This window comes from Methylobacterium nigriterrae (assembly GCF_037106235.1).
GTDB classification, from domain to species: Bacteria; Pseudomonadota; Alphaproteobacteria; order Rhizobiales; family Beijerinckiaceae; genus Methylobacterium; species Methylobacterium nigriterrae.
Genome location: NZ_JBAWTG010000003.1, coordinates 161807 through 186948, shown reverse-complemented (window position 1 = coordinate 186948; position 25142 = coordinate 161807). Strand labels below are relative to the sequence as shown.

26 protein-coding genes are annotated in these 25142 nt (G+C 72.6%); 17 read left to right on the top strand and 9 right to left on the bottom strand.

All coding sequences use genetic code 11. The annotated features are described in order from the left end of the window. The first annotated feature begins 219 nt into the window (after positions 1-219). From ahcY to WDW90_RS03785, 3 genes are all read left to right on the top strand, one after another. A complete protein-coding gene (gene ahcY / locus WDW90_RS03795; protein ID WP_336485927.1) occupies positions 220-1632 on the top strand; it encodes an adenosylhomocysteinase in 1413 nt (470 codons plus the stop codon). A 453-nt stretch (positions 1633-2085) separates the two neighbouring features. Further along, positions 2086-4587 (top strand): sensor histidine kinase, encoded by a 2502-nt coding sequence (locus tag WDW90_RS03790; protein WP_336485926.1) that lies wholly within the window; start codon positions 2086-2088, stop codon positions 4585-4587. A gap of 78 nt (positions 4588-4665) precedes the next feature. Further along, entirely contained in the window at positions 4666-5346 is a 681-nt protein-coding gene (locus WDW90_RS03785) for an NAD-dependent epimerase/dehydratase family protein (RefSeq protein ID WP_336485925.1), read from the top strand. Here the strand turns inward: WDW90_RS03785 and WDW90_RS03780 are convergent. The 3 genes from WDW90_RS03780 to argJ are packed head-to-tail and all read right to left on the bottom strand — an operon-like array spanning position 5343 to position 7740. Further along, on the bottom strand, positions 5343-5759 hold the full coding sequence (locus tag WDW90_RS03780; protein WP_336485924.1) for a (deoxy)nucleoside triphosphate pyrophosphohydrolase: 417 nt from the start codon (positions 5757-5759) through the stop codon (positions 5343-5345). The genes WDW90_RS03785 and WDW90_RS03780 overlap by 4 nt on opposite strands. Further along, a complete protein-coding gene (locus WDW90_RS03775; protein ID WP_431310970.1) occupies positions 5756-6463 on the bottom strand; it encodes an SIMPL domain-containing protein in 708 nt (235 codons plus the stop codon). Before WDW90_RS03775 ends, WDW90_RS03780 begins: the two co-directional genes overlap by 4 nt. A gap of 26 nt (positions 6464-6489) precedes the next feature. Then, positions 6490-7740, bottom strand: a complete 1251-nt coding sequence (argJ, locus tag WDW90_RS03770; RefSeq protein WP_336485923.1) for a bifunctional glutamate N-acetyltransferase/amino-acid acetyltransferase ArgJ — start codon at positions 7738-7740, stop codon at positions 6490-6492. 248 nt (positions 7741-7988) lie between these two features. On the opposite strand from argJ, the gene WDW90_RS03765 reads away from it, so the two are divergent. Beyond that, positions 7989-8384: a response regulator gene (locus WDW90_RS03765; RefSeq protein ID WP_336485922.1), complete on the top strand. Its 396-nt coding sequence runs from the start codon at positions 7989-7991 to the stop codon at positions 8382-8384. Between the two features lie 10 nt (positions 8385-8394). Here the strand turns inward: WDW90_RS03765 and WDW90_RS03760 are convergent, their stop codons facing one another. Further along, positions 8395-8898, bottom strand: coding sequence for a PRC-barrel domain-containing protein (locus WDW90_RS03760; protein WP_336485921.1), 504 nt, complete (start codon positions 8896-8898; stop codon positions 8395-8397). 144 nt (positions 8899-9042) lie between these two features. On the opposite strand from WDW90_RS03760, the gene WDW90_RS03755 reads away from it, so the two are divergent. The 9 genes from WDW90_RS03755 (at position 9043) to WDW90_RS03715 (ending at position 15139) form a co-directional block, all read left to right on the top strand. Further along, positions 9043-9603, top strand: a complete 561-nt coding sequence (locus tag WDW90_RS03755) for a glutathione peroxidase (protein ID WP_336485920.1) — start codon at positions 9043-9045, stop codon at positions 9601-9603. A 207-nt stretch (positions 9604-9810) separates the two neighbouring features. Continuing rightward, the gene (locus WDW90_RS03750) at positions 9811-10038 is read left to right on the top strand and encodes a hypothetical protein (protein WP_336485919.1); all 228 of its coding nucleotides are present in this window, start codon (positions 9811-9813) and stop codon (positions 10036-10038) included. Positions 10039-10115: 77 nt separating this feature from the next. After that, positions 10116-10355 carry a hypothetical protein gene (locus tag WDW90_RS03745; protein ID WP_336485918.1) on the top strand — a complete coding sequence of 80 codons (240 nt, stop codon included), beginning with the start codon at positions 10116-10118 and terminating at the stop codon, positions 10353-10355. Between the two features lie 92 nt (positions 10356-10447). Further along, complete coding sequence (locus WDW90_RS03740; protein WP_336485917.1) at positions 10448-11962, top strand: DUF6880 family protein; 1515 nt, start codon at positions 10448-10450, stop codon at positions 11960-11962. A 645-nt stretch (positions 11963-12607) separates the two neighbouring features. Then, positions 12608-12943, top strand: coding sequence for an ArsR/SmtB family transcription factor (locus WDW90_RS03735; protein ID WP_336485916.1), 336 nt, complete (start codon positions 12608-12610; stop codon positions 12941-12943). After that, entirely contained in the window at positions 12940-13452 is a 513-nt protein-coding gene (locus WDW90_RS03730) for an SRPBCC family protein (protein WP_336485915.1), read from the top strand. The genes WDW90_RS03735 and WDW90_RS03730 overlap by 4 nt, the downstream gene beginning before the upstream one ends. After that, the gene (locus WDW90_RS03725) at positions 13443-13874 is read left to right on the top strand and encodes a VOC family protein (RefSeq protein WP_336485914.1); all 432 of its coding nucleotides are present in this window, start codon (positions 13443-13445) and stop codon (positions 13872-13874) included. Before WDW90_RS03730 ends, WDW90_RS03725 begins: the two co-directional genes overlap by 10 nt. Continuing rightward, positions 13871-14335 carry a GyrI-like domain-containing protein gene (locus WDW90_RS03720; protein ID WP_336485913.1) on the top strand — a complete coding sequence of 155 codons (465 nt, stop codon included), beginning with the start codon at positions 13871-13873 and terminating at the stop codon, positions 14333-14335. Before WDW90_RS03725 ends, WDW90_RS03720 begins: the two co-directional genes overlap by 4 nt. A gap of 258 nt (positions 14336-14593) precedes the next feature. Beyond that, on the top strand, positions 14594-15139 hold the full coding sequence (locus tag WDW90_RS03715; RefSeq protein ID WP_336485912.1) for a DUF4142 domain-containing protein: 546 nt from the start codon (positions 14594-14596) through the stop codon (positions 15137-15139). Positions 15140-15518: 379 nt separating this feature from the next. Here WDW90_RS03715 and WDW90_RS03710 read toward each other — a convergent pair whose 3' ends face one another. Next, complete coding sequence (locus tag WDW90_RS03710; RefSeq protein ID WP_336485911.1) at positions 15519-15878, bottom strand: DUF427 domain-containing protein; 360 nt, start codon at positions 15876-15878, stop codon at positions 15519-15521. Further along, on the bottom strand, positions 15875-16795 hold the full coding sequence (locus WDW90_RS03705) for a methyltransferase domain-containing protein (protein WP_336485910.1): 921 nt from the start codon (positions 16793-16795) through the stop codon (positions 15875-15877). Before WDW90_RS03705 ends, WDW90_RS03710 begins: the two co-directional genes overlap by 4 nt. Positions 16796-17053: 258 nt before the next feature. On the opposite strand from WDW90_RS03705, the gene WDW90_RS03700 reads away from it, so the two are divergent. Both WDW90_RS03700 and WDW90_RS03695 read left to right on the top strand, forming a co-directional pair. Further along, positions 17054-17284, top strand: coding sequence for a hypothetical protein (locus WDW90_RS03700; protein ID WP_336485909.1), 231 nt, complete (start codon positions 17054-17056; stop codon positions 17282-17284). A 6-nt stretch (positions 17285-17290) separates the two neighbouring features. Further along, positions 17291-18055: a ComF family protein gene (locus WDW90_RS03695; RefSeq protein ID WP_336485908.1), complete on the top strand. Its 765-nt coding sequence runs from the start codon at positions 17291-17293 to the stop codon at positions 18053-18055. 173 nt (positions 18056-18228) lie between these two features. On the opposite strand, the gene zwf is transcribed toward WDW90_RS03695, so the two are convergent. Both zwf and WDW90_RS03685 read right to left on the bottom strand, forming a co-directional pair. Then, entirely contained in the window at positions 18229-19707 is a 1479-nt protein-coding gene (gene zwf, locus WDW90_RS03690) for a glucose-6-phosphate dehydrogenase (RefSeq protein WP_336485907.1), read from the bottom strand. A gap of 129 nt (positions 19708-19836) precedes the next feature. Then, positions 19837-20679: an SDR family NAD(P)-dependent oxidoreductase gene (locus WDW90_RS03685; RefSeq protein WP_336485906.1), complete on the bottom strand. Its 843-nt coding sequence runs from the start codon at positions 20677-20679 to the stop codon at positions 19837-19839. A gap of 125 nt (positions 20680-20804) precedes the next feature. Between WDW90_RS03685 and WDW90_RS03680 the strand changes: the two genes are divergently transcribed. Further along, positions 20805-21977, top strand: a complete 1173-nt coding sequence (locus tag WDW90_RS03680) for an endo-1,4-beta-xylanase (RefSeq protein ID WP_336485905.1) — start codon at positions 20805-20807, stop codon at positions 21975-21977. On the opposite strand, the gene WDW90_RS03675 is transcribed toward WDW90_RS03680, so the two are convergent. Beyond that, positions 21964-23124, bottom strand: coding sequence for an acyltransferase family protein (locus WDW90_RS03675; RefSeq protein WP_336485904.1), 1161 nt, complete (start codon positions 23122-23124; stop codon positions 21964-21966). The genes WDW90_RS03680 and WDW90_RS03675 overlap by 14 nt on opposite strands. Positions 23125-23369: 245 nt before the next feature. On the opposite strand from WDW90_RS03675, the gene WDW90_RS03670 reads away from it, so the two are divergent. Continuing rightward, positions 23370-24926: a L,D-transpeptidase family protein gene (locus WDW90_RS03670; protein ID WP_336485903.1), complete on the top strand. Its 1557-nt coding sequence runs from the start codon at positions 23370-23372 to the stop codon at positions 24924-24926. The last annotated feature ends 216 nt before the right edge of the window (positions 24927-25142 follow it).

Here is a 25142-nt window from a genome sequence, read left to right as displayed (position 1 = left end):
TTCCGAAGGCGCGTCGCAGGCAAGCCTCCGATCGCACCGTCCCCGGACGCGGGCATCTGACCTCGATGCCCCGAAAGCCGTCATCATGCTCCTGACAGGCTCCACCGCACGGCACCGAAACGATACGCATAAAGACATCTTTATGTCTTGATTGCCTCGCCGGTTCGGCCCTGCTATAGGCACGGCAACACCCGGAACGCGACACGGAGCACCGAGCACATGGCCCAGGACTACATCGTCAAGGACATCGGGCTGGCCGATTACGGCCGCAAGGAGATCTCGATCGCCGAGAGCGAAATGCCAGGCCTGATGGCGGTGCGCGCGGAATATGCCGCGAGCCAGCCTCTCAAGGGCGCCAGGATCGCCGGCTCGCTGCACATGACGATCCAGACGGCGGTGCTCATCGAGACCCTGAAGGCGCTCGGCGCCGACATCCGCTGGGTGTCCTGCAACATCTACTCGACCCAGGACCACGCCGCCGCCGCGATCGCCGCCGCCGGCATCCCGGTCTTCGCCGTGAAGGGCGAGACGCTCGAGGAGTACTGGGACTACACCTCCCGTCTGTTCGACTGGCATGGGGAGGGGTCTTCCGGCGGCATGCCGAACATGATCCTCGACGACGGCGGCGACGCCACGATGTTCGTGCACCTGGGTCTACGCGCCGAGAACGGCGACACCGCGTTCCTCGACAAGCCGGGCTCGGAGGAGGAGGAAATCTTCTTCGCGCTCCTCAAGAAGAAGCTCAAGGAGAAGCCGAAGGGATGGTTCGCGGGGCTGGCCGACGCCATCAAGGGCGTCTCGGAGGAGACGACCACGGGCGTGCACCGCCTCTACATCCTCGCGCGTGAGGGCAAGCTGCTCTTCCCGGCGATCAACGTGAACGACTCGGTGACGAAGTCGAAGTTCGACAACCTCTACGGCTGCCGCGAGTCGCTCGTCGACGGCATCCGCCGCGGCACCGACGTGATGATGGCCGGCAAGGTCGCCATGGTCGCGGGCTTCGGCGATGTCGGCAAGGGCTCGGCCTCCTCGCTCCGCCACGCGGGCTGCCGGGTGCTCGTCTCCGAGATCGACCCGATCTGCGCGCTCCAGGCCGCGATGGAGGGCTACGAGGTCGTCACCATGGAGGACGCGGCGCCCCGCGCCGACATCTTCGTGACCGCCACCGGCAACAAGGACATCATCACGCTCGAGCACATGCGGGCGATGAAGGACCGCGCCATCGTCTGCAACATCGGCCACTTCGACAACGAGATCCAGGTCGCGGGCCTGAAGAACCTCAAGTGGACCAACGTGAAGCCGCAGGTCGACGAGATCGAGTTCGCGGACGGCCACCGCATCATCCTGCTGTCGGAAGGTCGCCTCGTGAACCTCGGCAACGCGACCGGCCACCCGTCCTTCGTGATGTCGGCCTCGTTCACGAACCAGACGCTCGCCCAGATCGAGCTCTGGACGAACCCCGGCAAGTACGATCGTCAAGTCTATACCCTGCCCAAGGCCCTCGACGAGAAGGTCGCCGCCCTCCACCTCGAGAAGATCGGCGCCAAGCTCTCGAAGCTGCGTCCCGATCAGGCGTCCTACATCGGCGTGCCGGAGAGCGGCCCCTTCAAGCCTGACCATTACCGCTACTGAGGCCGACGGGCACCGTGCCCGCTCGCGTACAGAGCGATCCAAATCCGCGAAAGCCCGGCCAGGGGCCGGGCTTTCGCACGTTCGGGGCCCGGCCTGCGGGCCTCCTGATTCGGGCCGGAAGTTGCAAGTCGGGCGGCGCGATAGGTCCGCGCCCGGAGGCGTCGGGTTGCCATGCCCCGGCACGCGTCCGGCTCACGAAAGGAGCATCGCGTCAAGCGCCGGACGCGGCCGTGAAGTGTGTCTTTCGTGTGTCGGCTACGGCCGAGATGCACCCTAGAGTTCATTGCTAAGCTTAATCCTCTTCCGAGGGGATTCGCCCGCGCGCTAGGATGGCCTGATTCCTCAGACGAGGTGCCCAGCGCGCGGCTTTGCCGGCGCGCGGGAACGGCGCGGTTCGCGTCGCGGGGCCGCGTTCGTGTGCCTCATCGAAGATTCGTGGAGGCGGTGCGGATCATGAGGGTCGAAGGAACGGCGCGCCGTGCGGCCTGCGTCGGCGCTCTCGTCGTCGCCGCGGCCGGGCCGTCCGGCCCGGTGCTGGCCGCCGCGCCCGCGGATTCCTCCCTCCTGGCGGGCGGCCTGCACACCCACAATCTCGCCGGCCTCGCGATCCTGATCGGCCTCACGGTCTTCGCCACGATCCTCTCGCTCATGCACCTGCACGAGCGCTCGCGCTGGACCCGGCGCGAGCGCGAGCAGGCCGCGGCCCTCGGGGCCCTGCGCGGCGCGCACGACCGGGCCGAGATGCTCTTGAACGCCGAGCGCCAAGTCATCGTGACCTGGGCGGGCCGGGGCGAGCCCGTGATCGAGGGCGACGTGAGCCTCGCCTTCGACGGCGTCCGCTCGGCGGCGAGCACCGCGCGGCGGATCCTCGCCTTCGGGTCGTGGCTGCTCCCGTCGGACGCCGCCGCGCTCGAGGCGGCCGTGGAGACCCTGCGGGTGCGCGGCGCGGGCTTCCGCCTGAACCTGCGCAGCCAGTCCGGCCGCAGCATCGACGCTCAGGGTCAGGCCGTGGCCGGGCGCGCCCTGTTGCGCCTGCGCGAGACGACGGAGGAGCGGCGCGAGCTGATCGAGTTGCGCGAGACGCTCGACGAGGCCCGCCGCGGCCTCGCTGCCCTCGCCGGCCTCCTCGACGCGATCCCCCAGCCCGTCTGGCAGCGCAACCGCGACGGCGGCCTCGCCTGGGTCAACACGGCCTACGTCGCAGCCGTCGAGGCCCGCTCCCGCGAGGCGGCCCTCGAAGCGGGCGTCGAGCTCCTCGACCGGCAGGCCCGCGAGTTCATCGCGCGCGAGGATGGCGGGCGCCGCCCCGGCCCGGGCGCCCGCCAGGCGTTGCGCCTCTCGGCGGTCGTGGCTGGGGGCCGGCGCATCCTCGACGTCACCGAGACGGGCCTTGAGAGCGGCCGCGTCGGCATCGCGGTCGACGTCTCCGAGCTCGAGAGCGTGCGCGCCGACCTGCAGCGCCAGATGGACGCGAACGTGCGCACCCTCGACCAGCTGCCGACCGCGGTCGCGATCTTCGACGCCCGCCAGCGCCTGATCTTCCACAACGCCGCCTATCGCCAGCTCTGGGATCTCGACGCCGCCTTCCTCGACGGCCGCCCCCTCGACGGCGAGATCCTCGACTACCTGCGCTCGCAGCGGAAGCTCCCCGAGCAGGCCGACTTCAAGTCCTGGAAGCAGGGCGTGCTCGCCGCCTATCGGGCCGCGGAGGCCAACGAGACCTGGTGGTACCTGCCGGACGGGCGGACGCTGCGCGTCGTCGCCGATCCGAACCCGCAGGGCGGCCTGACCTACCTGTTCGACGACGTCTCGGACCGGATGAAGCTCGAATCCCGCTACAACGCCCTGATGCAGGTCCAGGCCGAGACCCTGGACACCCTCAAGGAGCCGGTCGCCGTGTTCGCGGCGGACGGGCGCCTCACCTTCGCCAACCGCGCCTTCGCGACCGTCTGGCGGCTCGATCCGGCGACCCTCGAGGCCCGCCCCCGCATCGACGCGGTGATCGAGGCCTGCCGGAGCCTCGCCCCGGCGGAGGAGCCTTGGCTGGACATCCGCGACGCGGTGGTGGGCCTCGAATCCCGCTCCGGCCTCGCCCGCCGCCTCGAAGTGGTCGACGGCACGGTGCTCGACTGTGCCGCCCAGCCGCTGCCGGAGGGTGCCACCCTGATCACGCTCATCGACGTCACCGCGAGCGTGAACGTGGAGCGGGCGCTCACCGAGAAGAACGAGGCGCTCGAGCGCGCCGCGCAGCTGCGCGACACCTTCGTGCACCACGTCTCCTACGAGCTGCGCTCGCCGCTCACCAACATCATCGGCTTCACCCAGCTCCTCGGCGACGAGACCGTGGGCGCCCTGAACGAGCGCCAGCGGGAATATTCCGACCACATCCTGCGCTCGTCGGGCTCGCTCCTCGTCATCATCAACGACATCCTCGATCTCGCCTCGATCGACGCCGGCTCGCTGGAGCTCCAGCGCGAGACCGTGGACGTTCGGGCGACCATCGAGGCGGCCGCCCGCGGCATCGAGGATCGTCTGGCCGAATCGACGGTCAGCCTCGACCTCGACGTGCCGGCCGACATCGGCAGCGTGGTGGCGGACGGCAAGCGCGTGCGCCAGATCCTGTTCAACCTCCTGTCGAATGCGGTCGGCTTCTCGAGCGCCGGCCAGCGCATCGCCGTGCAGGCGCAGCGCAGCCCGACCGAGCTCGTCCTGAGCGTGCGGGACGAGGGCCGCGGCATGCCGCCCGAGGTGGCCGCCCGGGTGTTCGACCGCTTCGAGAGCCACACGCTGGGCACCCGCCACCGCGGCGTCGGCCTCGGCCTGTCGATCGTTCGCTCCTTCGTGGAGCTTCACGGCGGCCGCGTCTCCCTTGAGACGGCGCCGGGCATCGGCACCCGGGTGACCTGCACCTTCCCGATTCCCGATCCGGAATCCCATATGGAGGCGGCCGAGTAGGGAGCGGGGCCCGGCTCGGCGGACAGCCCTGATCGCCCCCCCGCCACCGCCCGATCACGGCGGAGCCCGGGGATTCCCATGAAGCTCATCCTGTTCGGCGCCACCGGCATGATCGGCCAGGGCGCGCTGCGCGAGGCCCTCGGTGACCCGGACGTCGAGGCAATCCTCGCGATCGGGCGCCGGGAGACGGGCGAGCGGCACCCGAAGCTGCGCGAGATCGTCCGGGCGGACCTGCTCGACCTGTCGGACATCGAGGGGGACCTCGACGGCTACGATGCCTGCCTGTTCTGCCTCGGGATCTCGTCGGTGGGCCTGAGCGAGGCGCAGTACGCCGACGTCACCCACGGCATCACCCTGGCGGTCGCCCGCACGCTCGCGCGGGCCGATCCCGGCATGGTCTTCGTCTACGTCTCGGCCGCCGGCAGCGACGAGACCGAACACGGCCGCGTGATGTGGGCGCGGGTGCGCGGGCGGACCGAGAACGACCTGTTCCGCCTGCCCTTCCGGCGGGTCTACGCGGTGCGCCCGGCCGGCATCCGGCCGCTTCACGGGATCCGCTCGCGCACGCCCTACGTCGATCGGCTCTACCGCGTTCTCGGGCCCGTTCTGCCGCTGATCCAGCGCGCCCTTCCGGCCTACGTCACGGATACGGGAGAGCTTGCCCGCGCGATGCTGCGGCTCGCCAAACGGGGCGGCCTGATCCGCGTCATCGAGGCCCGCGACATCCCGGCCCTCGGCCGGCGGGCGGCGTCCCCTTAGGGCCCCAGCAGGTCGATCAGGAAGGGGATCAGCGGCGCGTCGGCGGGTGGCATCGGCATGTCGCGCAGGGCGCCGGCGCGCACCCATCGCAGCGCCTGGCCTTCGAGCGAACGCGGCGCACCCTCCCAGCGCCGGCAGACGTAGAGCGGCATCAGCAGGTGGAAATCCGGATAGGCGTGGCTCGCGAAGGTGAGCGGCGCGAGACAGGCCTCCTCCACGACGATGCCGAGTTCCTCGGCGAGTTCGCGGATGAGCGTCGCCTCCGGGCGCTCCCCGGGCTCGACCTTGCCGCCCGGGAACTCCCACAGGCCGGCGAGCTGCTTGCTGGGCGGGCGCTGGGCCAGGAGGACACGGCCGTCCAGGTCGACGAGGGCCACCGCGACCACGAGCAGGAGGCGAAGCGGCGCGCTCACGGCGCGATCGCGAAGGTCGCAGCGACCTCCGCGCTCGCCCCGATCGTGCCGGCGACGAGCGGGACCGGCACCCCCCCGCGGCCCTTCGCCCGCATGGGCGCGGCGGCCGCCATCAGCACCGGCGGGATCGCAATCCGGGGCGGCGACTGGATCGAGACAACGCGCCCGAGCCTGACGCCCGCCGCCTCGGCGAGCCGGGCGGCCTGCGCGCTGGCATCCTTCATGGCGGCGACCCGCACCGCGGATTCGGCAGCCTCCGGATCCTTCAGGCCGAAGGCGACGCCCTCGATTCGGTTCGCGCCGGCATCAAGCGCCCGGCGCATCAGCTCGCCGAGGCGGCCCATATCGGCAAGGCGCAGGCTCACCCGGTTGGCGGCGCGGTAGCCATCCTGCCGCTCGGTGACGCTGCCGTCCGGCTGGCGGACCGTGCGCGTGACCGGCTCAAGCGTCACGGCCGTCGTGCCGATATCGGCCTCGCCCACCCCGAAACCGGCGGCGAGCGCGATCACCTTGCGCGCGGCCTCGCTGGTGGCATCGAGCGCGGCGGCCGGGGTGGCCCCCCGCGCCTCGATGCCGATCTCGACGCTCGCGAAATCGGGCGCGGTCTCGCTGCGCGCCCGGCCAACCACCTGGATCAGGCCGTCGGCGAGGGCCGGCGCGTCCTCGGCGCGGGTCGGGCCAGCGGCACAAGCGAGAAGGAGCACCCCGGACAGGCGCAGGCAGGGCAGCCTCACGAGCGATAATCGCCGTTGATCTCGACGTAGCCCTTGGTCAGGTCGCAGGTCCAGACACGGGCCCTGCCCTGGCCGAGGCCGAGATCGACCCGCACCGTCACGTTCGGCTCGCGCATCACGGCGCTCGCCGCCGCCTCGCTGTAGTCGGGATCGCGGGCGCCCGCGACCGCCACCCGCACGTCGCCGAACCAGATCGCGAGTCGGTCGCGGTCGGCGGGCTCGCCGGCCTTGCCGACAGCCATGACGACGCGGCCCCAGTTCGCGTCCTCGCCCGCGACCGCGGTCTTCACGAGCGGCGAGTTGGCGATCGACAGCGCGATGCGGCGGGCCGAGGCGTCGCTCTCGGCGCCGCCGACCTCCACGGTGACGAACTTGCGTGCGCCCTCGCCGTCCCGGGCGACGAGTTGCGCCAGCTCGACCAGGAGCTCGTCGAGGGCCGCCCGGAGGCCCGCGAGCCGCGAATCGGCGGCGTCCGTGACAGGCGCGTTGCCTGCCGCGCCGGTCGCGAACAGCATCAGGGTGTCAGAGGTCGAGGTGTCGCCGTCGACCGTGACACAGTTGAAGCTCTTGCCCGTGCCTTCGGCGAGCAGCGTCTGCAGCACGGGCTGCGGCAGGGCCGCGTCGGTGAAGACGAAGGCCAGCATCGTCGCCATGTCGGGGGCGATCATGCCGGCTCCCTTGGCGATGCCGTTGATCGTGACCCGCGTGCCCGCGATCTCGGCCGTGCGGGTCGCGAGCTTCGGGAAGGTGTCGGTGGTCATGATGGCGCGCGCGGCCGCGCTCCAGGCGGCGGAGCCGTCCTCGGCGCGCGCCGCGCACTCGGCCAGGACGCCGTCGAACTTCGTGGCATCGAGCGGCTCGCCGATCACGCCCGTCGAGGCGATGAAGATCTCGTCCTCGCGGCAGCCCGCGGCCTGCGCGGCGATGCGCGCGGTGAGCGCCACGGCCTCGCGACCCTTCAGGCCCGTGAAGGCGTTGGCATTGCCCGAATTGACCACGAGCGCCCGGGCCGAACCGCCGCCCAGGGCCTCGCGGCACCAATCGACCGGGGCGGACGGACATCTCGAGCGGGTGAACACGCCGGCCGCCCGCGTGCCCTCGGCAAGGCCCGCGAAGAGCACATCGGTGCGCCCGGAATAGCGGATGCCGGCCTGGGCGGTCGCGAGATGCACGCCGCGAACCGGCGGCAGATCCGGCACTGATTCGGGGGCGAGCGGCGAGACAGGGGGCGACTTGGCGGACGACATCGGTTCCACGGCTCCGGCTCTCCGCCGTCGGTCCGGCGGCGCGGCCGTGTTGCCCCGTGCCGAGGCCCCGCGTCAACCGCAGGATGGAGGGGCGGAACTGCCCGTTTCGCGGGCAGCCGGTTCACCATTGCGGCGCGATTGCGGCAGAGGGCTTGAAACGCCTCTCGTGTCCAGAATAGCATGCTGCGATGCAATGCGAACGCGAAGTCGAGGGCGGGATGTCGCGTCCTGAAGTCGGATCCGCAATCATGAACCCGGCCGCGTCCCAGGGGGGTGCCTACGGCGTTCAGGTCCTCATCGCTGGCCGCCAGAAGCAATGGCGCGACGAGATCGCGGGGCAGATCCGCCGGGCCGGCTACAGTGCCACGGCCTGCGATTGCGGCGTCGACGCCCTCACGGTCCTTGTTCTCGGCCTGCCTGTCGACGTGCTGGTGGCGGATGTCTCTCTCGAGGGCGAATTGTGCTGCTCGCAGCTCGCCGTCGAGGCGCGCGCGCTCCGGCCGGGCCTGCGCATCGTCCTGGCGAGCGACCTAGCGGAGGCCGAGGCGGCGGAACTCGTGCCCGACGCGCTGCTGGTCTCCCAGCACGCGCGCGACGGCGCGCTCGCGAGCACCGTGCGCGAGGCCCTGGCGAGCCGCGGCTGAGCCCGCCGCCCTACTTCTTCTCCCCCGCCTTCTCCTTGCCGAGATAGACGTATTCGGGTGCGGCGCGCAGCTGGTCCTTGTCGGTGTTGATCGTCGCCTTGAGCGTCTTGGCGTCGGTGCGGACGATCTTCATCGCGCTCGGGTCGATGGCGACGTACTTCGTGCCGATACCCAGGAAGCCCCCGACGCCGACGACCCAGGACTTCACCTTGGCTCCCTCATCGAGCACCACGTCGGCGATCTCGCCGATGGTCTCGTTCGCCGCGTTCTGGATGGTCAGGCCGATCAGCTTCGAGGCCACCATGTCGCTCGGAGACTGGGTCACGAAGGTCGGGCGCAGGTCGTCGGCGAGCGTCGCGGGCTTGGCCGGAGCCGGCGCGGCGTCGGGAGCCGGCGCGGCCTTCTCGGCGGGCGCCGGCTGCGTCGTCGGCGGCTGAGCCGCGTCCTGGGCTTGGGCGAAGGCGGCGGTCGCGCCAGTCGTGAGGAGGGCTGTCGCGACGAGCAGGCTGCGCATGGGATGAACTTTCGGAAGTCGGACGATCGGGCCGGGATTGTGCACCCGCACAAAGCCAAGGCCAGCCAAAGGTTCCCATCGGTCGCATGGACGCGGGGCGCAAGCCGGCTAGAATCCGAATGGATCTGCCGGGAGCCGAATGCCATGCTCATGCGCCGTCGCGAAGCCGTGATCCTCCTGGGCAGCCTCATGGCGAGCCCTGCCCGAGCGGTGGGCCTCGCCGACGCCAGGGCGAGCACCTTCGCGTTCGACCGGCCGGAGGGCGGCACCCTGCCGCTCAGCGAATTTGCCGGCAAACCGATCCTCGTCGTCAACACCGCTACGGCCTGCGGCTTCGCCGGCCAGCTTGCCGGGATGCAGACCCTGTGGACCCGCTTCCAGGACCGCGGCCTGACGGTGATCGGCGTGCCGTCCCCGGATTTCGGCAACCAGGAGCCCCTCGACGGCGCGGCCATCGTCGAGGCCGCCCGCAAGAACCACGGCGTCACCTTCCCGATGACCGCCAAGACCCGGGTGAGGATGCCGGGCGCCCACCCGTTCTATCAGTGGGCGGCGGCCGAGAAGCCGGGCGAGACGCCGCGTTGGAACTTCCACAAATACCTCGTCGCGCGCGACGGGACGCTGGCGAGCGCCTTCGCCACGCAGGTCGAGCCGACCGATCCGCGGGTGATCAGCGCCATCGCGGCGGAACTCGACAGGGCCTAGCGGCCCCGGCGCGTCACCGCGCCGAGCAGGCTGGCCGCGAGGGCGAGGCGGACGCGCGTGGCGCGCCTCGTTGAACAAATCATGAAATTCCGTGGCCCTGGCCGCACGGCGGCCGGGAAGCCCTTCCGCCGCGTCCGACCGCATACCAGATGGAGCAGCGGATCCCGGCCCACAGGCTGCGCCGGGGCGAACCGACAGGGGAATGGGATGGAACCGCACCGGTTCGAGCAGGACGGCGTCACCTTCGAGGTGCGCTTCGAGCGCACGCCCGAGGGCTGGGTCGCCCGCATCCGCCGCGACGGCGACGGCGCGACCCACCTGATGGCGTTCCCCGATCGCGTCGGCTACGCGGCCGACGATGTCCGCGGCTCGCTGATCGCGGGCTGCGAGGCGGCGGTGGCGCGGCTCGGGGCGCTTGCGCCGACCCGGCACTGAGGGCGGGGCCGGAGGAACGGGGACGCCGGCCCGCGTGTTGGCGCTCCACGGAGGCCGGCCAGCCGCGAGGAGCCACCATGACCGAGGTCACCTACCGCATCGTCGAGCATGACGGCGGCTTCGCCTACAAGGTGGGCGACGTCTTCTCCGAGACCTTCCCGAGCCACGATGCGGCGTTGCGCGCGGCCCGGGCGGCCGCGGCCGAGCAGCGGGTGCCGGGCTCCACCGAGGGCATCCGCTACCAGGACGCCCAGGGCGCCTGGCACGACGAGACCGCCCGGGGCAACGATCGCCCGAACGCGAAGGTCGAGGACTGAGGTCGGTCCGGCGTTGACGCGGCGCCCGCCCGCGCCGAGGCTCGGCGGCCCGCGGCGCCGCTCCGGCCGCGGGGCGGCGAGGGAGACCCGGAATGGCGCGTAGGGCATCGGCTCGCCAGGACCCGGTTCCCGAGGCACCGGAGCCGGCGCCGAAGCGCAAGGGGACGCGCCGCACCACGCCCTCGGCCGAGACCCTGGCGGCGCTCGGGCCGGACCGGCTGATCGGCCTGATCCTCGGCGAGACCGCCCGCAACCCCGCCTTCAAGAAGCTCGTCAGCGCGGCGCTCGCCGCCCTGCAGGGGCCGGACGCCGTCGCGGCGATCGTCGACCGGCGCCTCACCGCGCTCGAGGGCGCGCGCGGCTACATCGACTGGCAGAAGCGGCGCGCCTTCACGGCCGACCTCAACGCCACCGTCTCGGTCATCCTCAACGAACTGCGCCCCCTCGACCCGGCCGCGGCGCTCGACCGGCTCGCGCGCTTCCTCTCCGGCGCCGATTCCGTCCTGGAGCGGGTGGACGACAGCCTCGGGTTGACGGAGGGCGTCTACGAGCGCGCGGCGGACGCCGCGGTCGAGATCGCGGCCGCGCTTCCGGCGGAGGCGGCCGAGCGCTTCGCCCTCTCGCTCGTGCCGCGGCTCGCGCGCCGGCCCGACGGCCTCTTCGGCGTGCTGCTCGCGGACCTGATCCCCCGCCTGCCCGAGGCCGCGCTCGGCGCCCTCGACGCGGCGCTCGCGGGCGCCGCCGCGGCGCTGCCGCCGCCGCGGGATCCGGCCGCCCCGCGGGACTGGCAGAGCCGCTCCGCGCGGACCGGCCTGCTGCGGCTGCGCCAGGATCTGGCGGACCGGCGCGGCGACGTCGACGGCTTCATCCGGCTCGAAGCCGAGATCGCGCCCGATCAGCCGGACCGTGCCGCTCTGGGCGAGCGGCTGCTCGGGGCGGGCCGCGCCGCGGAGGCCCTCGACTGGCTCCGGCGGCCGCCGGGGCGGGGCCGCACGCTGACCCGCGCGGATCTGATCGCGGGAGCGCCGGCGCCGGGGAATGCGGAGCGGACGAGCGTCGCGCTCGAGATCCGTGCCCTCGACGCGCTCGGGCGGCGGGACGAGGCGCAGGCCCTGCGCTGGCGGCGCTTCGAGGAGACCCTCGACCGGGAGATGCTGCGCGACCACCTCGCCAAGCTCCCGGATTTCGAGGACGACGAGGCGCTGGAGCGCGCCTTCGCGCATGCCTTAGCCCATCCGCAGCCCTACCGGGCGCTGACCTTCCTGATCAACTGGCCGAACCTCGACGCCGCCGCCCGTCTCGTGCGCGACCGCCGCGCGGATTGGGAGGGTTCGCGCTACGAGGTGCTGGCCCCCGCCGCCGAGGCCCTGGAGGAGGCCCACCCGCGGGAAGCCGCCTTTCTCTACCGCCTCCTGATCGACGACATCCTGGAACACGGGCGCGGCCACGCCTACGCGCACGCCGCGCGCTACCTCGCGCTGCTCGACGGGCTCTCGAACCGCCTCGAAGGCGGCAGCCTCGACCCCGACCCGGCCGCCTATCGCGAGGGGCTGCGCCGGGCGCACGGCCGCAAGTCCGGCTTCTGGAGCCTGGTCGCCGGGGGCTAGCGGTCAGGATCCGACACCGGGCACCCGCCGCCGGGGACCGCTTCCCGCCGAGGCCGTGTGAGAACATGGCTCTCGTCTCTGCGGGCTACAGGCAGGTCTTGCGGGTAGGCGAGCGCGTGATGCTCAGGCTCGAATCGCCGTGAGCAGCTGTTCGACCCCGAAGATCTGGATCATCCGCTTCATGTTGTAGGCCGGAATCTGCAGGCTCATTTCGGCGCCCATCTGAGCGGTGGCCCGACCCCGCTGGGTCCTGTTTTGACCCACTCGTTGATGCCGAACCGGCATCCACTTCGGCGAAGAGCGCCCTCATTCCGTTCGCGCCCGACCGGTCCGGGGGCAGCAGCCCGTCGCCCACCTTCCCCCTCATCCTGAGGCGCCGCAGCGCAGCGGAGGCCTCGGAGGAGGGCTCCAGGGAGCGCGAGGGCCGCTGGATCCCTCCTTCGAGGCCGCTGACGCGGCGCCTCAGGATGAGGGTGAGGGTGGGATGAGCTCGAGGGTTGAGAGCCCCTACCCACACCGAAGGGTCGCGCGGACTCGGGCTAATGCGAGGGACATGGCCACTTTCCGGAGGTGACCGATGGCAGCTTGACGGCGCCGTGCGAGTACGATTAAACCAACCAGTAAATTAGCTATCTGGTTTAGTCGATGCAGGATCTCCTCAGCGCCAAGTTCGCCGCCCTCGCCGACCCGACCCGCAGGGCCATCCTCGGGCGGCTCGCGCTCGGCGAGACGACACTCAGCGACCTGGCCCGTCCCCTCGCGATGACCACCCCCGGCGTCGCCAAGCACCTCAAGGTGTTGGAGCATGCCGGGCTGATCGCGCGTGGAGAGCGCTCCGCGATACGGCCCGTGCGCCTCCAGCCCGAGGCGTTCGCGGACGTGCAGAATTGGATCGACGCCTGCCGCCGGCACTGGGAGGGCAGCTTCGACCGTCTGGCCGCCCATCTCGCGGAGACGGCCGAGCGGGCGGACGCGCCATGACGGCGCCGCGTGCCGTCAGCGCTCTCACTCCGGTGCTGTCAGGCCGTCCGCGGCTCGTGGTCGAGCGCGAATTCGCGGCGGCGCCGGAGCGCGTGTGGCAGGCCTGGGCGCGCCCGGAGGAGATGGTTCGCTGGCTCGGCCCGGTCGAATGGCCGGCCACGCGGGTCGAGGCCGTCCTGCAGGTCGGCGGCGCTTGGCGCGCCTGCCTGACCGCACGCGATGGCAGCGACGAGCTCTGGCAATCCGGGCGCTATCTCGACGTCGATCCGCCGCACCTGCTGCGCTTCACCTTCCGCTGGGAGGGGACCAACCACGAGGACGGGCCGGGCGTCGAGACGATCGTGACCGTCCGGTTCGAGCGCTTGGCCGGCGGGCGTACCCGCCTGACCCTGACGCAGGAAGGCCTCGCCAGCGAGCGCAGCGCCGGCGGTCACGCCTACGGCTGGAGCAGCACGCTCGACCGCCTCGAAGAGTACTTTCACGCAGCAGGAGATCGCCCATGCACCTGAACCAGTACCTGTTCCTGTCCGGTCGGTGCGAGGAGGCGTTCCGCGCCTACCAGCGCATCCTGGGGGGCGAGATCACGCACATGCTCAAGCATGCCGGCACGCCTTCCGCCTGCCACGTGCCGCCCGAGTGGCACGACAAGATCATGCATGCCTGCCTCGAACTCGGTGACCGCAAGCTGATGGGCTCCGATGCCCCGCCCGGCCGGGGCAAGCCCATGGGCGGCTTCTGCGTCCAGGTCGCGGCCAGCGGCGTCGCGGAAGCCGAGCGCGTCTTTGCGGCCCTCGCCGAGGGCGGCGAGGTCACGATGGCCTTGCAGCCGACCTTCTGGAGCGAGCGCTTCGGCATGCTGGTCGACCGCTTCGGCGTGCCCTGGATGATCGATAGCGGGCCGGGCGACAAAGCGGCCGGAGCCGGCGCATGATCGCGACGAGCGCCTCCATGAGCCCGGTCAGGATCGTCGACGTGGCGCCGCGCCTCGCGGCCGTGGTGCGCCGGCGCGTCAGGTACGCCGAGATGGGCGACGCGCAACGACGGGCGCGGCCGCTGCTGGAGGCGGCGCTGGGCGCCGCCGACGTCGTGCCCGACGGCCCGCCGCTGACGGTCTGGCGCCCGGTCGACGGCGGGCTCGTCGACTACGCCCCCGGTCTGTTCGTCCCCCGGCCGATCGCGGCGACCGGCGAGGTCAGCCTGCTCACGCTGCCGGCCGGTCAGGCGGCGCATCTGAAGCTGACCGGCTCCTACGCGGGCCTGCCGGCTGCCTGGGAGCGCCTCTTCGCCGGCTGCGAGGGACGCGCGCGCACCGGGTTGCAGTGGGAAGTCTACACCGCGGCGGGCGCGAACCCGGAGGCGACGGAGACGGACCTGTTCGCCCTGCTGGTTTAGCGAAGACCGCCAAGCGGAGACTGCCAAGCGGAGACAGCCAGTCGAGACTGCCAAGAGGAAGCCGTGCGAGGCTGATCTTGACGATGGCCCTATCCGTCGACGGCTTCGTGAGATTTCATGACAGGGCCGCCTGCTGGCCGGCCTCCGCCGCCATGTTCGCGCCGGGGCCGCGCCGATGGCAGCCGCTGCGGAGCCCGCCGCGGAACCCGCTCACGGGAAATGCCTTGTCCTTCCGATCAACTTCGGAGGGAAACGACGATGAAAAAACACGCTATCGTTGCAGCATGCCTTCTCGCGGCGACGCCCGCGCTGGCGCAATCCCTGAGCGAGAAGAGCGGCCTCAACACGCTGGTCGGCGCGAGCCCCTCGACGGCGGATTTCGTCAAGGAGGCCGCGGTCAGCGACATGTTCGAGATCCAGTCGAGCCAGCTCGCCTCCGAGCGCGGCGACGACGCGACCAAGACCTTCGCCAAGCAGATGATCACCGACCATCAGAAGACGTCCGGCGAGATGAAGGGCATGGTCCAGGGCGGCAAGGTGCAGGCCGGCCTGCCGACGGAGCTCGACGGGACGCACCAGGGCAAGCTCGACAAGCTGAAGGGCCTTCAGGGCGCCGACTTCACCAAGCAGTACCACAGCGATCAGGTTAAGGCGCACAAGGACGCCGTGGACCTGTTCCAGCGCTACGCCAAGGGCGGCGACAATGCCGACCTGAAGGCCTGGGCCGGCAAGACCGAGCCGGCGCTCGCCCACCATCTCCAGATGGCGCAGGACCTCGACAAGTCGGGCGCGGCGAGCCGCTGAGCCGCCTTCCGCGCGGCGTTCGGAGGGCCGCTGCCGGGCTTGCCCCGGGGCGGGCATCATACGATGTCCGATCGATCGCTCCGCGATGGCGGACATCGCCTTCGCGTCACGCGCCGCGCGGGCTTGCCGATAGGCCGGCCGCTTCGATCAGACGGCCGGCGTATCGTGCCGAGTCCGCGTGATCCCTTCGGTGCGGGTCAGCGCTCCAAACCCTCGACCTGATCCTGAGGCGCCGCGTCAGCGGCCGCGAAGGAGGGCTCCAGATGCCGCGGAGATCCCGGAAAGCCTCCTTCGAGGCTCCGCTTCGCTGCGGCGCCTCAGGATGAGGTCGAGGGCGGGAAGGCTGGCGCCGAACCGAAGGGACCGAGCGGCCGGCGGATCAGACCTCCTCGATCGCATCGACCTTGTCGGGATAGAAGGCGAGGTGGTCCCGGATGGCCGCGACCGCCGGGAAGGGATCCTCGTAGCTCCAGGCCGCGTTCGCGCGCTGCGTGCCCTCGACCGCGAGATCGTAGTAGCTCGCGCGGCCCTTGTAGGGGCAGTGGCTGGTACGGGTGCTCCGGGCGAAGAGGTCGAAGCGGGCATCCTGCCGGGGGATGTAGAGCACCGGCAGGTAGCTCGCCTCCGCGAGCCTCAGCGCGGCCTGCGTGTCCGCCACCACCACGCCGTTCAGGCTCACGCGCACGCGGCTCGTATGGCGGGTGATCGCGATCGGGTGATCGGGGCCGGGCTCTCTCATCGCGGGCTCCTGTCGGTCGGGTCCGCCCGGCCTCCCGGCGGGAGCGGCGAGATCTCCTGGGTGTTCAGCGCGTCGGCGAGCCGCGCCTGGGCCGAGCCGGGCCTCAGCGGCTTCTGCTGGCTCTCGTGCGGCGCCCAGCCGGAGAGCCACAGGATCTCGAAGCTCGCGCGCAGGCGCCCGTCCGGGTCCGCGAAGCGCTCCGCGTAGATCTCGGCGGCGCGCAGCAGGGTCGCCCGGCGAAGAGGCGTGCGGCGGCGCTCCCGCAGGGCGTTCGTCAGGCCCATCGCCCGCAGGTCGCGCATCAGCGCGAACGGGTCCGGGTAGCGCACGGTCACGATGTCGGTGTCGGTGACCGGCAGGGCGAAGCCGGCCCGCTGCAGCAGGCCGCCGATCTCGCGCACCTCCGCGAAGGGCGCGACGCGCGGGCTCACCCCGCCCTCCACCTCGCTCTCGGCGGCGCCGAAGCTCTGGCGCAGCTCGGTCAGGGTGCGGCCGCCGAGCAGGCAGCCGAGGAAGAGCCCGTCCGGCCGGAGCGCGCGGCGCAGCTGCACCAGGGCGCCCGGCAGGTCGTTCACGTGCTGGAGCGCGAGCAGCGAGACCGCGAGGTCGAGGCTCCCCGGCGCGATCGGCAGCGCCTCCGGGTCGCCGACCGCGCGCAAGCCCCCGCCCGCCTCCGGCACGGGCGCGAGGCGCAGGACGAGGTCGGCGCGCCCGCCCGCGCGCAGCCGCTCGGCGGCGGCGGGGATCGGGGTCGCGAGGTCGAGCGCCCGGGCAAAGCGCCGCAGCACGGCCCCGAGCCGGTCGTCGAGATCCTCGACGAGGCGCCGGACCAGGAAATCGGCGTAGCCCGCGGCCCGCGCGCGGGCGAGCCGGCGGCGGGCGAGCGCCGTGTCGAACAGGGGAAGCGGTGAATCCATCGGGGGCCCAAGATGGCGCGCGGCCGGCGCGGAGGCCAGCCTCGCGAACGCATCGCCGGGCCGGTCGTGATGCGCGGGCGGCGCGGAACCATCGCGCGCGTCGGAACCATCGCGCGCCCCGGACAGGCGCGGAGGCGGGCCGGCTTATCGGCGCCGGCGCGGCGGTTTCGCCCCGCATCGATGATCACGCTTGCGAGAGCCCGGAACGGCGAAGCCGGATCGCCGTTTCCCGCTCCACCCCACCGGGAGTATCCAGCCATGAAGCAGAGTCTCGTCGGAACCGCGATGGTTCTCACCGCCCTCACCTACAGCGCGACCGCCGAGGCGAAGGGCTGCATCAAGGGCGCGATCGTCGGCGGCGTCGCCGGCCACATGGCGGGCCACGGCGTGCTCGGCGCTGCGGCCGGCTGCGCGATCGGCCGCCACCGGGCCAACAAGCAGGCCCGCGACGAGCGGCCGACGCGGCAATCCCAGCAGATCACCCACTGAGGTTGCATGCGGGCACCGTTCCCGGCAGCGGTGCCCGCCCTCCGCGCACTTCTGCGCGGCGCGCTCGGCCTCGTCTACCCGCCGACCTGCGCCGGGTGCGGCGCCGCCACCGCCGATCCCGGCGCGCTCTGCCCCGCCTGCTGGGCCGCGCTGCGGCTGATCGAGGCGCCGGTCTGCCCCCGCTACGGCACCCCCTTCGCCCTCGATCTCGGCATCGGCCCGATCCTGTCGCCGCGCGCCATCGCGGAGCCGCCGGTCTTCGGGCAGGCGCGGGCGGTGGCCCTCTACGACGGGGCGGCGCGCGGCCTCGTCCAGCGCCTCAAATACGAGGACCGGCTCGATCTCGCGGTGCCGATGGCCCGCATGATGATGGCGAGCGGGCGGGAGCTCGTCGCGCGGGCCGAGTGCGTGGTGCCGGTGCCGCTCCACCGCTGGCGCCTCTGGCGCCGCCGTTTCAACCAGGCCGCGCTCCTCGCCCGGCCGATCGCGCGCGCCGCCGGCCTGCCCTACGAGCCCGCGGCGCTCGCGCGCGTCAGGGCGACCCGCCCGCAGGTGGGCCTCAGCCGCGCGGGGCGGGCCACGAACCTGCAGGGCGCCTTCCGGGTGCCGCCGGCCGCGCGCCCGCGCCTCGCCGGCCGGCGCGTGCTCCTGATCGACGACGTCGCCACGACGGGCGCCACCGCCAACGCCGCCGCGCGTGCCCTGCTGCGGGGCGGGGCGGCCTCGGTCGATCTCCTCACCTTCGCGCTCGTCGCGCAGGACCCGCTCTGACCGGGAACGCGGGCGCCCCCGGGGCCGGGGCGCACGCGCCCGGCAAGAAGCCGGTGGAATCGACCTCGACCACCGGTCGGTAGGGTCGGGGGGCGGCCCTCGGCATACCGGAGGGTCGTCGGGTGGAGCCCGGGGCGCGAGGCCCGGGCTCCTGCCTCATCGGCGTCGAGCCCTCAGCGCAGGTCCTCGTGCCAGGTGCGCCCGTCGCGCTCGATCAGCGCGATGGCGGCGGTCGGCCCCCAGCTGCCGGCCGGGTAGGGGCGCGGGGCCTCCGGGCGGTCGGCCCAGGCCTTGAGGAGCGAATCGGCCCAGGCCCAGGCGACCTCGACCTCGTCGCGGCGCATGAACAGGGTCGGGTTGCCCCGCACCACGTCCATCAGCAGGCGCTCGTAGGCGTCCGGGTAGCGCTGCTTGAAGGTCTCCTCGAAGGAGATGTCGAGATTCGTGGGCCGCAGCCGCATGCCGCCGGGGCCCGGGTCCTTCGTCATCACCTCGAGCTTCATGCCCTCCTTCGGCTGAAGGCGGATCACGAGGCGGTTCGGCTCGCGCCCGAAGGATTCCTCCGGGAAGATCGAGAAGGGCGAGGCGCGGAACTGCACGACGATCTCGGACATCTTCTGCGGCAGGCGCTTGCCGGTGCGCAGGTAGAAGGGCACGCCGGCCCAGCGCCAGGACTGGACCTCGAGCTTGAGCGCCACGAAGGTCTCGGTGCGGCTCTGCGAGCCGGGGCCGAGATCGGTGAGGTAGCCCTCCACCGGCCTGCCATCGACGGCGCCCGCCGCGTACTGGCCGCGCACCGTCACGTGCTGCACGTCGTTGGGCGTGATGGGTTTCAGGGCACGCAGCACCTTCAGCTTCTCGTCGCGCACCGAGTTCGCGTCGAGGTTGAGCGGGCTCTCCATCGCGGTGAGGCAGAGGAGCTGCAGCAGGTGGTTCTGCACCATGTCGCGCAGCGCGCCCGACGTGTCGTAGTAGCCCGCGCGCCCCTCGACCCCGACCGTCTCGCCGACCGTGATCTGGACGTGGTCGATCACGTCCGCCGTCCAGAGCCGCTCGAAGATGGTGTTGGCGAAGCGCAGGGCCAGCAGGTTCTGGACCGTCTCCTTGCCGAGATAGTGGTCGATGCGGAAGATCTGCTCCTCGGGGAAGACCTCGCCCACCGCGTCGTTGATGGCGCGGGCCGATTTCAGGTCCTTGCCGATCGGCTTCTCGAGCACGACGCGGCTCTTCGCGCCGATCAGCCCGTGACGCGCGAGATTCCGGCAGATCGCGCCGTAGAGGTCGGGCGAGGTGGCGAGGTAGTAGGGCCGCACCTGGTCCGGCCGCTCGGCGAGCTTCTCCGCGAGCGCCTCCCAGCCGTCCTCGCCCGCGCCGTCGACCGCGACGTAGTCGAGATGGTCGATGAAGGCGGCGAGCGCCTCCTCGGTGAGGTCGTGGCCCGGCACGAAGCGCTTGAGGGCGTCGCGCGCCCGCTCCCGGAAGGCGTCCGCGGTGATCTCGGAGCGCGAGGCGCCGATGATGCGGCTCGTCGGCGGGATCTGTCCGTCCTTGTAGCGGTAGTAGAGGGCCGGCAGGAGCTTGCGGGTGGTGAGGTCTCCCGTGGCGCCGAAGACGACGCAGTCGAAGGAGGCGACGGGGATGATGGTGGCCAAGGGCGGCTCCCGTGTTCGTGCGGCCTCGAAGCGGGCGCACGAGGCGCCCCTGCTTCGGCGACCGGATTATACCCCTCGCAAGACCTTCGCCAGACGGCGGGTCTTCACGAGCCCGCGGTGCGCCCCCGCTCACCCCTCCATGTGCCGCCGGAACGCCTCGGCGAAGTCCGGGTGCCAGCGCGACAGGGCCGGGCGGTTCGCGATGATGTCGCCGGCCGCCCAGGCGATGCGGCGCTCGTCCTGCGCGCGGGTCGTCTCGTTGTCGGGGCAGAGGATGTAGAAGTCGCCCGCCTCCATGCGCTCCAGCATGAAGGCGACCGTCTCCTCGGGCGTCCAGGCGCCCGCGGGCTTCTCGGCGACGCCGCGGGCCCGGGTCAGCCCCGTATAGACGAAGCCGGGGACGAGGAGATGCGCGCTGATCCGCGCGCCCTGGCCGCGCAGCTCGTGGGCGAGCGCCTCCGTCACCACCCGGACGCCCGCCTTCGAGACGTTGTAGGGCGTGTTGCCCGGCGGCGTGGTGATGCCCTGCTTCGAGCCCGTGACGATCACGGCGCCGGGCGCGCCGCCCCCGACCATGCCGGGCACGAAGGCGCCGATCCCGTTCACGACGCCCCACAGGTTGGTGTCGAGGATGCGGTGCCAGAGGTCGAGGTCGGAGAAGAGCTTTCCGCCGCTCTCGGTGCCGGCGTTCAGCATCAGGAGCGCCGGGCTGCCGCCCCGCGCCAGGACCGCGTCGCGCAGCTGCTCCATCGCCTCGCGCCGGCCGACATCGGCGGGTACCGCCCGCACCTCGACGGCCGCGAGCCGCGCCACCTCGGCACGGGCCGCCTCGAGCGCATCGCCCGGCAGGTCGGCGAGCCAGACGTTCATGCCCCTGCGCGCGAAGGCCTTGGCGGCCGCGAGCCCGATGCCGCTCGCCGCCCCCGTCACGACGGCCGCGCGGCCGGGGCTGATCGCGGGATGCTCGGGCATCGTGTCTCTCCTCGTTCCTGCTGCGGCCGTGAGGGTGGGGCGCGCCCCGCCTTTGTCGAGGGGCGCTCGCGCGCGGGCCGCCCCCGTGCTTCAATGCCGGGCATCCCGGGGGTCATCCATCAGCCGTGCGTTCCGCATCACCGACCCGCCGCGCCCTCCTGGCCGGGGCCGCGAGCCTGATCGGCGCGCCGCGCGCCCTTGCCGGGGCACCCGCGTTCGGCCCGGTCGGCCCGCCCTCCTGGGTGCCGGACAGCCTGCAGGCGGCCGCCGCCCGCGCGGGCCTGACCTACGGGGCGGAGGTGCCCCATTACCGGCTGGCGCTCGCCCCCTACCGCCGCGCCGTCGCGCGCGAGTGCGGCATGCTCGTCTGCGGCACCGCGATGAAGATGGTGGAGGTGCTGCCGCGACCCGGCGGCGAGGATTTCGGGGCGGGCGACGAGACCCTGCGGTTCGCCCGCGCCAACGGCCAGCGCATGCGCGGCCATACGCTGATCTGGCACGACGCGCTGCCCGACTGGGTGAGCCCGCTGCTCGCCCGCAGCAGCGCCGCCCAGGCCGAGGACTTCATGCGGCGCTGGATCGGGGCGGCGGCCGGGCACTGGCGCGGCTGCATCGAGGCCTGGGACGTCGTCAACGAAGTGCTGGCGATCGGCGAGCCGCGCCGGCCGGACGGGCTGCGCGAGACGCCCTGGCTCAGGGCGCTCGGGCCCGACTACATCGACCTCGCCTTCCGCATCCTGCGCGAGGTCGATCCGGGCGCCGCCGGCACCTGGAACGAGGACGCCGTGGAGCAGGACGTGCCCTGGATGGAGGCGCGGCGCACCCTGGTGCTGCGCCGGATCGAGGGCATGCTCGCCCGCGGCGTGCCGATCCGCCGGTTCGGCCTGCAATCGCACCTGACGAGCACGATCCCGATCGACCAGGGCAGGCTGCGGCGCTTCCTGGCCGAGCTCGGCCAGCTCGGCATCGGCATCGAGATCACCGAGCTCGACTTCGACGACCGCGCCTTCCCGGCCGACATCGCGGCCCGCGACCGGGGCGTGACCGACATGGCCCGGCGCTTCCTCGACGTGGTCTGCGCGGAACCGGCCGTCCTCAACGTGGTGACCTGGGACATCTGGGACCCGGACACCTGGCTCAACGACCACCCGAACCGGAAGCGGCCGGACGGCCTGCCCCAGCGCGCCCTGCCGCTCGACGCCGAGTTCCGCCGCAAGTCCCTCTGGCACGCCTTCCGCGACGCCTTCCGGCACGCGCCCGACCACAAGGCCCGGCGCGACCGGCTCAGGCGCGCGTGAGAGGCAGCTCCGCGGCCGCGGACCGGCCGTCGGCCGCGAGGCTCGGCTGCGGGGGCCGGCCTCCTCCCTCGAGGAGGCGCCGGCGCAGGCGCGCGCAGGGGCGCTCGACGGCCGCGTACATCAGCGCCGCGTAGGCGAGCGTGAGGGCGAAGCACACGGCCATGGTGGGCAGCCGGCCGAGCCCCGGCGCCAGGTGCTCGACGACCGCGAAGACCGTCGGGTGCACGAGGTAGAGGCTGTAGGAATAGAGCCCGATCCGGCGCAGCGGCGCCGAGGCGAGGACCCGCACCGCGAGGCCGCGCCCGTGCAGGACGAAGGCGAAGGGCACGAACAGCGCCGCGCTCTGGAGCGTGTAGCGCAGGCTCTGGCGGAAGGCCTCGTCGCGCAGGACGAGCGTGCCGAGGATGACCGCCCCCGCCGCCGCGAGATGCCAGCCCCGCGGCCGCCAGGCGCGCGCGCCCTCGATCACGGGGTTGTTCCAGAGACCGAGGCAGCAGCCGAACAGGATCGCGTCGATGCGGGTGTGGGTCCAGCTGTAGTTCAGGCTGTAATCCTCGAGCCGCCAGACGTTGAGGCAGCGGATGCCGAGTACGAGCCCGCAGAGCGCGAGGCAGATCCGCGCCGCCCGGCGCGGATGCGCGCGCCCGAGCCAGAGGCTGTAGGCGAGCGGGAAGGCGAGGTAGAAATGCTCCTCGATGGCGAGGCTCCAGAGCGGGACCGGCAGGACGTGCTCGGTGCCGAACAGGCCCGGATAGTTCGTCAGGAAGGTCGCCTGCCCGACGATGGCCGCGGCATCGACCCGCAGCCCCATGAGGCCGAGCCCGTAGAGCAGCCCCGAGAACAGCAGCGTCAGGTACATGGGCGGCAGGATGCGCAGCGAGCGCCGCAGGTAGAAGGCCGGCAGGCTGATCCCGCCGGTCCCCGCCCGCTCGATGCGCAGCAGCGTGGTGATGAGGTAGCCGCTCAGGAAGAAGAAGATCGTGACGCCGAAGCCGCCCGGCACGACGTGGCTGAAGCCGGCATGGGCGACGAACACGATGAGCGCGGCCACGGCCCGCACCCCGTCGAGCTGGGGCAGGTAGGGCATCGCGGCCGGCGGATCCGGCGCGACGGCGCCCCTCCCGTCCCGTGCTGAACCGTGCGCCATCGAACCCCCGCCCGGCGGATGAGCTCCTATCTCGCCCGATCCACCGGCCGAGGGAAATCCGCAAATCCCCCGGAGGTCCCGCTTAATGTCGCGGTACGGTGAACGGGGGGCGCCCGCAGCCTTCGCGGGAACGGATCGGCGGGAACGGATCGGCGGGAACGGATCGGCGGGAAGGGACAGGCGAGAAGGGATCGGTAACCATCACCCCCCATCATCCGGGCCATCTCTCCCGCAAGAGGCCCGCGATGCCCGCGCGCTCCCCCTGGTCCTCGGCTCGCCTGCGCGCGGGCCTCTCCCCCCTCGCGCTCCTCTGCGCCCTGGGCGCGGCCGCCGCCGAGGGCACGGGCCCGGCGCCGGCTCCGCCCGCCGCGGCGGCGGAGCCCGCGCCGGCACCCGCGGCCGCGCCTCCGGCCGCCGCGACCGCGACGCCCGCACCCGTCGCCGAAGCGCCGCCGCCGGCACCGCCGAGGAAGCCCCGCCCGCCCGTGCCCCTCGTCTATGCCCGCGTCTCGGCCGACCCGGTGCCGACGCTCGCGCCCGCGACCTTCCTCGACACGCTGCGCATGGCCGAGCGCTACCAGGCCTATGTCGAGGCCGGCGGCTGGGAGAGCCTGCCGGCCGACCTCGTGCTGAAGCCCGGCGCCCGCAACCCGGCGGTGCCGTCGCTGCGCCACCATCTCACCCTGACGGGGGACCTGCCCGCCGATGCCCCGCCGAGCGACCGCCTCGACCCGCCGCTCGTCTCGGCCGTGAAGGCGTTCCAGGCCCGCCACGGCCTGCCCGAGACCGGCATCCTCGGCCGCCAGACCATCGCGGCGCTCAACGTGCCGGCGAGCGTGCGCCAGCGCCAGCTCGCGGCCTCGGCCACCCGCCTGATGGGCTCGAACTTCCCCTTCGGCGAGCGCTACGTCATCGTGAACATCCCCTCCGCCGTCGTCGAGGCGGTGGAGAAGGGCGCGGTGGCGCGCCGCTACGTCGCGGTGGTCGGCAGCCCCGACAAGCCGACGCCCGCGGTCGAGACCCGCATCACCGACGTCAACTTCAACCCGACCTGGACCGTGCCGGTCTCGGTGGTGCGGAACGAGATCATCCCGAAGATGCGCAAGGATGCCGGCTGGCTCGCCCGGAACCGCATCCGCATCCTCGGCCCCGGCGGCGTCGAGGTGGACCCCACCGCCATCGACTGGACGGGCGGGAAGGCGGTCAACTACACGCTGCGGCAGGATTCGGGCTTCGACAACTCGCTGGGCCAAGTGCGCATCGACATGCCGAACCGCCACGCGGTCTACATGCACGACACGCCCTCGAAATCGCTCTTCGCCCGCGAGGTCCGCTTCCACTCGCACGGCTGCGTGCGGGTGGGCCAGGTCAAGGAGTTCGTGGGCTGGCTGCTCGAGGGGACGCCCGGCCCGAACGGCCCGGGCTCGGCCTGGGGCGCCATCGAGATCGAGACCGGCATCGCCACGGGCGAGCGGCGCGACATCAAGCCGGTCAAGCCGGTTCCCGTCGCCTTCGTGTACCTGACGGGCTACGCCACCCCCGATGGGCGCGCGCATTTCCGCGACGACATCTACAACCTCGACAGCCCGGCCCCGCCGGCCGCGGCGGCCGCGGCCGACGTGCAGACCACGGGCTCGATCGGGCCGCGCGCCGCTCCGAAGCCCGCCCGCGCGCCGGAGGCGGCCCCGCAGCCCGCCCCGCCGAGGCCCGAGACCCGCAGGACCGCCCCTGTCGCCCCTGCCAAGGCGCTCGCCCGCGAGCCCGCGATGCTCCCCCCGGGCCTCGTCGGCCCGCGGGCGTAGCGCGGGGCTTTCCCCTCTCTGCAAGGGCCCGCTCGTTCGCCCGTCGTCTCGGGTGCCTTGCAAAAGGCTGCCGGATCCGCCGACGCGCCCCACCTCTCCCGCACGGGAGAGGTCGAGTCCGCGTTCCGCGGACCGGGTGAGGGGTTCGCCGCCTCCGGAGAGGTCGCACCCCTCACCCTATCCCTCTCCCGCACGGGAGAGGGGACCCGCGCCTGC

Coding starts and splice junctions, on each gene's coding strand:
- ahcY (WP_336485927.1), top strand. CDS start 220: ATGGCCCAGGACTACATCGTCAAGGACATCGGGCTGGCCGATTACGGC.
- WDW90_RS03790 (WP_336485926.1), top strand. CDS start 2,086: ATGAGGGTCGAAGGAACGGCGCGCCGTGCGGCCTGCGTCGGCGCTCTC.
- WDW90_RS03785 (WP_336485925.1), top strand. CDS start 4,666: ATGAAGCTCATCCTGTTCGGCGCCACCGGCATGATCGGCCAGGGCGCG.
- argJ (WP_336485923.1), bottom strand. CDS start 7,740: ATGTCGTCCGCCAAGTCGCCCCCTGTCTCGCCGCTCGCCCCCGAATCA.
- WDW90_RS03765 (WP_336485922.1), top strand. CDS start 7,989: ATGAACCCGGCCGCGTCCCAGGGGGGTGCCTACGGCGTTCAGGTCCTC.
- WDW90_RS03760 (WP_336485921.1), bottom strand. CDS start 8,898: ATGCGCAGCCTGCTCGTCGCGACAGCCCTCCTCACGACTGGCGCGACC.
- WDW90_RS03755 (WP_336485920.1), top strand. CDS start 9,043: ATGCTCATGCGCCGTCGCGAAGCCGTGATCCTCCTGGGCAGCCTCATG.
- WDW90_RS03750 (WP_336485919.1), top strand. CDS start 9,811: ATGGAACCGCACCGGTTCGAGCAGGACGGCGTCACCTTCGAGGTGCGC.
- WDW90_RS03745 (WP_336485918.1), top strand. CDS start 10,116: ATGACCGAGGTCACCTACCGCATCGTCGAGCATGACGGCGGCTTCGCC.
- WDW90_RS03740 (WP_336485917.1), top strand. CDS start 10,448: ATGGCGCGTAGGGCATCGGCTCGCCAGGACCCGGTTCCCGAGGCACCG.
- WDW90_RS03735 (WP_336485916.1), top strand. CDS start 12,608: ATGCAGGATCTCCTCAGCGCCAAGTTCGCCGCCCTCGCCGACCCGACC.
- WDW90_RS03730 (WP_336485915.1), top strand. CDS start 12,940: ATGACGGCGCCGCGTGCCGTCAGCGCTCTCACTCCGGTGCTGTCAGGC.
- WDW90_RS03725 (WP_336485914.1), top strand. CDS start 13,443: ATGCACCTGAACCAGTACCTGTTCCTGTCCGGTCGGTGCGAGGAGGCG.
- WDW90_RS03720 (WP_336485913.1), top strand. CDS start 13,871: ATGATCGCGACGAGCGCCTCCATGAGCCCGGTCAGGATCGTCGACGTG.
- WDW90_RS03715 (WP_336485912.1), top strand. CDS start 14,594: ATGAAAAAACACGCTATCGTTGCAGCATGCCTTCTCGCGGCGACGCCC.
- WDW90_RS03710 (WP_336485911.1), bottom strand. CDS start 15,878: ATGAGAGAGCCCGGCCCCGATCACCCGATCGCGATCACCCGCCATACG.
- WDW90_RS03705 (WP_336485910.1), bottom strand. CDS start 16,795: ATGGATTCACCGCTTCCCCTGTTCGACACGGCGCTCGCCCGCCGCCGG.
- WDW90_RS03700 (WP_336485909.1), top strand. CDS start 17,054: ATGAAGCAGAGTCTCGTCGGAACCGCGATGGTTCTCACCGCCCTCACC.
- WDW90_RS03695 (WP_336485908.1), top strand. CDS start 17,291: ATGCGGGCACCGTTCCCGGCAGCGGTGCCCGCCCTCCGCGCACTTCTG.
- WDW90_RS03685 (WP_336485906.1), bottom strand. CDS start 20,679: ATGCCCGAGCATCCCGCGATCAGCCCCGGCCGCGCGGCCGTCGTGACG.
- WDW90_RS03675 (WP_336485904.1), bottom strand. CDS start 23,124: ATGGCGCACGGTTCAGCACGGGACGGGAGGGGCGCCGTCGCGCCGGAT.
- WDW90_RS03670 (WP_336485903.1), top strand. CDS start 23,370: ATGCCCGCGCGCTCCCCCTGGTCCTCGGCTCGCCTGCGCGCGGGCCTC.